Genomic DNA, 6,612 nt, shown 5'->3' with positions numbered 1-6,612 from the left:
TCGCCGGCTTGCGCATCGAGGCGCACGGCCACGTGCCGGCCGAAGGTGGGCGAGGCGCGGCGCAGGTCGACGGCGACATCCAGGATGGCGCCGGACAGCACCCGGATCAGCTTGGCCTGGGCCATGGGGGCGCGCTGGAAGTGCAGGCCGCGCACGGTGCCGCGGGGGGCGGAGAAGGACTGGTTGTCCTGGATGAAGACGTCCGCGATGCCCGCCCGCGCCAGGATGTCGGCCCGGTAGGTCTCCGAGAACCAGCCGCGTTCATCGCCGAAGCGCGTCGGCACCACCCACCGCACCGCCGGAATCTCCGTCTCGATCACCTGCATGCCGGAAAGACCTCGAAGGCGTGGACCTGATCCGTCCTTGGCAGGTCTCGATCCCGAGCTGTCAAGGGTCGCAGCAGGCTGTTCGACGTCGATCCTATCTCCACGGCAATCGGAGGTCGAATGCGATCCCGGGCGCGCGCCCTGTTTCCGACACAGGACCTCGCGACACCAGACGACGTTCGACGTTGATGGACCTCTCAACCCCCGGGCATCGGGATCGGCCCGGACGGAAAGTACCGATGATCGCCATTCAGATCACCGCCGGAACCTTCGGCCCTGGGCCGGGATCCTACGAATTCGGCGTCTTCGGCTTGCCCGACGGAAGCCTGCGGGGGGTCGAGGACCTCGAGGCCCTGGTCCTCGCGCCGCCTGAGCGGCAGGCACCGCGGCGCAGCGGCATCGCGCGGGGCTTGCGGGAGGCCCTGGCGGCCACCGGCCCTCTGCCGAACCCGCTGGGCCTCGCCGCTGCCGTCGCGCAGGCCGGCCTCGACGTCCTCGGCGGCGACGCGCGGCCGGCCTGGTCCGTCGAGATCCGGTTCCGGGACGGCGCTTCCGCGCTGGTCTTGACCGACGCCGAGACGGCGGCGCAGATCGAGCGGGACCGGGAGGTGGTTCGGCGTGCCGGCCTGCGCCTGCCGCCCCTCGCCATGGCCCCGTCCGGGACGGAGGCCCCGACGCATGAGGCGGACGGGGAAGGCACCCCGGCCGATGCCTCCGCGCCCGATGGACAGAGCCTCGCTGCGCTCTTCGCCTACGAGAAGCGCGGGGGACGCGTGCGCCGCCTGTCCAAGGCGCTCGACGGCGCCTGATCCGCCGCCGCCGACGGATCAGCCCTCGATGACGCTGACATGGGCGGCGACCACCTTCCAGCCGTCGGGAAAGCGGATCCAGGTCTGGCTCTGGCGCCCGATGCGGCCCGGCGCGCCCGGCCGGGTGAACAGCGTCATGGCGATCCCGGTATCGGCACCGTAGGTGGTGATGACCGTGTCCCTGAGCGCGCGGGCCAGGCCCTCGGGCGAGCGCGCCCGGCGGAAGGCCCGGATCGCGTCCATCCCATAGAGGTTCTCACCTCCGCCGTAGCGGATCGTCCGCGGATCGTCGTGGAACAGGGCCTCCAGGGTCGGCACGTCGTTGCCCACCAGGGCCGCCTCGTAGGCCGCGAAGGCGGCCTCCACCTCGGCCTTCACGGCCGGATCGTCGACGATCATCGCGGCCTCGCTCACAGGTTCGCCACGGGGGCCCGGACCACACCGTCTCGCTCCAGCTGGTGGGCCACCCGCAGGGCGTGGTCCTCGCGCCAGGGGGCCGCGACGACCTGGACGCCCAGCGGCAGCCCGTCGTCGAGGCGCACCGGCACCGCCACCACCGGCAGGCCGATGAAGGAGATCGGCTGGGTGAACACGCCGATATTGGCCCGCACCGGTAGGGTCACCCCGTCGAGGACGAAGCTGGTCTGCCCCGAGCGGGGCGCACGGCACGGGGTGGCGGGCGCCAGGATCACGTCGACCTCGCGGAGCAGGTCGAGCACGGCGGCCCGGTACCAGCGGCGGAAGCGCTGCGCCCGCTCGACCAGCGGGGCGGGGATCATGGCCCCGGCGATCAGCCGGTCGCGCACGGCCGGGTCGAAGTCGTGCCCGCGCGTGCGCAGGCGGTCGAGATGGAGGGCCGCCCCTTCCGCCGCCGTGATGAGGTAGGCCGCCGCCCGGGCGCGGGCCGCCTCCGGGATCTCGACCGTGCGCGCGGCGCCGAGGGCCCGGGCGACGGCGGCCACCGCCGCGAAGGCCTCGGGGTCTCCGCCGCGGGCGAAGTAGCCGCCCGCCACCGCGACGCGCAGGCCGCCGAGGCCCTCGCCGAGGCCGGGCAGGACCGGCTCGGCGGCCCGCGTCGTCGCCACGGGATCGTCCGGGTCCGGCCCCTGCATCGCGTCGTAGCCGAGGGCGAGGTCCGTGACGCTGCGGGCCATGGGGCCGAGATGGTCGAGGCTGCCGACGAAGGGGAAGCTGCCCGCCCGCGTCAGGCGCCCGTAGGTGGGCTTGAGGCCGAAGCAGCCGCAGAAGGCGGAGGGCACCCGGATCGAGCCGTTGGTGTCGGAACCGAGCGCGATCGGCACCAGGCCGGCCCCGATGGCGCCCCCCGAGCCCCCGGACGACCCCCCCGACATGCGGCCGAGATCGTGCGGGTTGCGGGTCGGCCCGTCATGGACGTTCTCGCCGGTGAAGTCGTAGGCGTACTCGCCCATGTTGAGGCCGCCGACCAGGATCGCGCCCGCCGCCTCCAGCCGGCGCACCAGGGCGCCGTCGCGGGCCGCCGGGGCGCGGTCGCGGTTGATCTTCGCGCCGGCCCGGGTCGGCAGGCCGGCGATGTCGAACAGGTTCTTGACCGCGAAGGGCACGCCGGCCAAAGGCCCCGCCGGCTCTCCGCGGGCCTGGGCCGCGTCCAGGGCTTCGGCGCGGGCCCGCGCGCGCTCCGCCAGCACGTCCGTGAAGGCGTTCACCGCGCCGTCGACCCGCGCGATGCGCGCCAGGGTCGCGGCGACGTTCGCGGCGGCGGTCGTGGTTCCGTCGCGAAACGCCGTCGCCAGCGCCTCGGCCGTCAGCGTGCTCGGATCGGGCCGCTGGTCTGGCATCGTGTCCGAACCGCTCATGCTTCGTAGACCGGGGCGGCGTCCGCCTCGTCGGGCAGGGGAAACGCGGCCACGTGGTCGGCCGCCGCGCGCAGGACCGCGAGGTTGCTGCCGATGGCGCCGACCCAGGCCGGATCGAGGGGAATGGCGAGCAGCCTGGCCGCCGCGTCGATGTAGGCGTCGAGGCCGCCGGGCGGCGGGTCGTTGGGCTCCGACATGGGCGTCCTCCCGAAATGTCCCTCCGCGTGGCCGGACTCCCGGCCGCGCGGAGCGGCGTCTATTCTGCCGGCACGGCGGCGTGTGTCGAGGGCGGCCCGGCGGGTGCGGCCGCCGTGGAGCGCGCCGCGGCGTAGAGCAGGGCCGCCACCATCGCGTACGCAAGCGCCAGGCCGGGCGTCACCGCGATGCCGACGGCGGGGCCGTGCATGAAGCCGAAGAAGGTGAGCGCCGCCCCGGCGAGGGCGAAGGCGGCCGCCTTGGCGAAGTCGCGCTCGATGATGAACACCGCGATGGCGCCGAGGATCAGCCCGCCGAGGATCGCGCCCTCGCCGAGGACGCCGAGGCCCTCGTAGAGCACCCCCGCCTGCCCCAGCTTGGCGAGGCCCACCGCCGCCGCGCTGGTGCCGGCCGCGCCCAGCGCCCCGTCGATCAGGGTCTTGGCCCAGGCGGCCAGGTGCGGCGCGAAGGCGAGCACGATGGCCGGCGCGTGGGAATGGGGCGTCTCCTGGAAGGCCTGCGCGCCGATCAGCATGCCGATGTAGAGCAGGATCGGGGCGATCGCGACCACGGGCACGAGGCTGGAGAGCAGCGAGACCAGGTTGAGCCAGCACAGGAGCAGGACCACCGCCCCGGTGGCGAAGGAATAGCCGATGCGCCCGCCCATCGCCTTCCAGCCGGGATGGCCGATATAGACCGCGTTGATGAAGGGGTTGCCCATCAGGCAGCCGATCAGGCTGACGACGCCGTCGGCCGTGAGCACGCGGGTGGTGGGATAGGGGTCCCCCGCCACCTCGGCGCTCTCGACGTTGTCCATGGCCTCCACGAGGTCGTAGATGCCGAACGGGATCGCGGTCACGAGGATGATCCCGATGAAGTCGAACCCCGAGAAGACGTGACCGACGGCGGGCAGCGGCACCGAGAAGCCGATGCCCTGGAACGCCGCCGCCAGGCCGGGGCCGCTGACGCCGCCCATATCGAGGCCGAACAGCTTGGCTCCCCAGGCCACCACCATCCCGAACAGGATCGCCACCAGGCCCGCCGGCAGGCGGCCCGGGTAGCGCAGGCCCCCGAACCAGGCGAGCAGGATGATCGCGAAGGCCACGACGCCGATCACCGGGGTGGTGATGAGCTCGAGGGCCGGGCGCATGGCGATGAAGGTGACGGAGACGCCGGCCAGCGTGCCGAGCAGCGCCGCCCGCGGGGTGATCCGACGGATCACCGGGGCGGCGAATCCGCCGATCATCAGGATGAAGCTCTGGATGAAGACCCAGGCGAGGCCCGCCTCCCAGGCCTTCAGCGGATCGCCGGTGGCGAGCTTGATCGGCAGCATGATCACGAAGACCACGATGAACATGTGCGGCACGCTGATGCCCGACGGCAGCGCGCAGACGTCGTCGCGCCCCGTCGCCTTGGCGAGCCGGTAGGCGAGCCAGCCGTAATAGGCCGTGGAGAGGCAGAGCATCAGCCCGATGGCCGGCAGGATGCGCCCGAAGGTGATCGCGTCGGGCATGCCGAGCACGAAGCGCAGGAGTCCGGTGAGCACCAGGAGGTTGACGAGGATGTTGGTGCCGAAGCCGAAGAAGGCGTTCCAGTCGCCCGGCACCCAGAGCCCCGGACGGAAGCTCCCACCGATGCCGGATGCCGCCGGCCCCGTCCCGTGTGTGTCCGCCGCCATGACCTGGGTCCTTCCTTGGTGTGCCGCTCCCGCGTGCCTGGACATCGTGTCGGTCGGGCGCCGGACCCGTGCTCAGCGCGCGGCGCCGAGGACCGCGATCACCGCCGACGAGGCGGCGACCCAGCCGAAGATGCCGCCCTGTGCGGCGATCATCGCGAGGCCGACCCGGTGGAATTCGGGAAAGTACGAGGCGCACCCGTCCCCGATCGCCACGCAGCGATAGCCGCGGTCGTTGCCCTCGCGGATCGTCGTGTGGACGCAGACCTCGGTGGTGACCCCGCAGACCAGCAGGGTGCCGATCCCGCGGGCGGCGAGGACCGCCCCGAGATCGGTGGCGTAGAAGGCGCCCTTCCCCGGCTTGTCGATGACCACCTCGCCCCGCATCGGCGCCAGTTCGGGGACGATGCCGTGGCCCGGTTCGCCCCGGATCAGGATGCGGCCCATCGGACCCGGCGCGCCGATCCGCGCGGAGGGCTCGCCCCGCTCCAGCTTGGCCGGCGGCGCATCGGAGAGGTCCGGCTTGTGGCCCTCCCGTGTATGCACGATGAGGAGTCCGGCCCGGCGCGCGGCGGCGAGGACGGCGCGGATCGGCGGCACGGCCGCCTGGAGCAGCGACACGTCGTTGCCCAGGGTCTCGCCGAAGCCGCCCGGCTCCAAGAAGTCGCGCTGCATGTCGATGATGACCAGCGCCGTGGTGGCAGGATCGATGGGCAGGGGGGCGGGTTCGGCCGCGAGGATCTGGGACATGCCGGGGCACCGGGTCGGAGGGTCGTTCCCGGCGACGGGCGTGCAGAGGCTGCGCCCGACCGCGAATCTGCCCCGATCATGTATGCACCGGTGCCGCGCGACACGCCCAAATTATGCCCGATCCTGCCTCGTTGTCCGGCAGGCTGCGACATTCGACGGCGCGCTCAGCGGCGCAGCCGCTCCAGGCTGAAGCCGGCCGGTTCGCCGGCCGGACGCTTCCGCCGGTCCGGGGCCTCGCGGGCCGTCGCACGGTCCTGGGCCGGGACCGCGTCCACGGTCTCGAACGCGTCCTCGACGATGCTCATGTGGATCAGCATGGTGGCGTTCGCCGCGGACGCATCCCGCGACAGCACGGCGCGGACGACGGCACCGTGCTCCGCATGCGAGCGGTGCAGGCGCCCGGGCGCCCGGAACTGCGCCCGCCGATAGGGCGTGAGGCGCTGCCGAAGGGAGATGGCGATCTCCTCCACCACGCTGTTGTGCGCGCCCGTGTAGAGGGCGCCGTGAAACGTCTGGTTCGCGTCGGCGTAGCCCTCCCGGTCGCCCGCCTCGGCGAGGCGGCCCATCGCCTCGTGCAGGTTCTGCAGGGCGGCCCGCTCGGCGGGGGTCATGCTCAGGGTGGCGAGGCGCGCGCAGGTCGCCTCGACCTCGCCCATGGCGATGAAGAGCATGTCGAGTTCGTCGGGCGTGATCGTCCGCACCGTGGCGCCGATGCGGGGGCGAAGGTCGATCAATCCGGTCCCGCTGAGCAGGCGCAGGGCATCGCGCACCGGCGTGCGCGAGACGCCGAAGCGCCTGGCGAGGACCTGCTCGTCGAGGTGAACGCCCGGTGCGAGGGCTCCTGCGAGGATGTCGCCGGCGATCGCGTCCGCCAGGCGTTCGGCACGGGTTTGGGACGCGGGCACGGGCTCTCGATGGACTCGCCTTCGCGGCCACGAGGCAAGCCGGAGGTCGTGGACGCATCCTAGTGCGGGTTTCGCGAAGCACCAGGGCGCTGCGCCGGCGGATGCGGCGATTCGGCC

Annotated in this window: 8 protein-coding genes; 1 reads left to right on the top strand and 7 read right to left on the bottom strand. The window is 73.1% G+C overall.

All coding sequences use genetic code 11. The annotated features are described in order from the left end of the window. Positions 1-326 (bottom strand): dTDP-4-dehydrorhamnose 3,5-epimerase family protein (locus tag AC0IWM_RS19100; RefSeq protein WP_471757529.1); only part of this gene is annotated, 326 nt, incomplete at its 3' end. 239 nt (positions 327-565) lie between these two features. Between AC0IWM_RS19100 and AC0IWM_RS19095 the strand changes: the two genes are divergently transcribed. Further along, on the top strand, positions 566-1,135 hold the full coding sequence (locus tag AC0IWM_RS19095) for a hypothetical protein (protein WP_471757527.1): 570 nt from the start codon (positions 566-568) through the stop codon (positions 1,133-1,135). Between the two features lie 18 nt (positions 1,136-1,153). Here AC0IWM_RS19095 and hpxZ read toward each other — a convergent pair whose 3' ends face one another. From hpxZ to AC0IWM_RS19065, 6 genes are all read right to left on the bottom strand, one after another. Next, entirely contained in the window at positions 1,154-1,534 is a 381-nt protein-coding gene (gene hpxZ, locus AC0IWM_RS19090) for an oxalurate catabolism protein HpxZ (protein WP_471757525.1), read from the bottom strand. An 11-nt stretch (positions 1,535-1,545) separates the two neighbouring features. Continuing rightward, complete coding sequence (locus tag AC0IWM_RS19085) at positions 1,546-2,970, bottom strand: AtzE family amidohydrolase (RefSeq protein ID WP_471757523.1); 1,425 nt, start codon at positions 2,968-2,970, stop codon at positions 1,546-1,548. Next, positions 2,967-3,167, bottom strand: a complete 201-nt coding sequence (locus AC0IWM_RS19080) for a DUF4089 domain-containing protein (protein ID WP_471757522.1) — start codon at positions 3,165-3,167, stop codon at positions 2,967-2,969. The genes AC0IWM_RS19085 and AC0IWM_RS19080 overlap by 4 nt, the downstream gene beginning before the upstream one ends. Before the next feature lie 59 nt (positions 3,168-3,226). Then, on the bottom strand, positions 3,227-4,843 hold the full coding sequence (locus AC0IWM_RS19075) for a regulator (RefSeq protein WP_471757520.1): 1,617 nt from the start codon (positions 4,841-4,843) through the stop codon (positions 3,227-3,229). 72 nt (positions 4,844-4,915) lie between these two features. Continuing rightward, positions 4,916-5,590 (bottom strand): cysteine hydrolase family protein, encoded by a 675-nt coding sequence (locus AC0IWM_RS19070; protein ID WP_471757518.1) that lies wholly within the window; start codon positions 5,588-5,590, stop codon positions 4,916-4,918. Between the two features lie 164 nt (positions 5,591-5,754). Beyond that, on the bottom strand, positions 5,755-6,495 hold the full coding sequence (locus AC0IWM_RS19065) for a GntR family transcriptional regulator (protein WP_471757516.1): 741 nt from the start codon (positions 6,493-6,495) through the stop codon (positions 5,755-5,757). Positions 6,496-6,612 lie beyond the last annotated feature (117 nt).

This window comes from Methylobacterium sp. AC433 (genome assembly GCF_979253015.1).
This window is presented reverse-complemented; position numbering and strand designations above follow the sequence as displayed.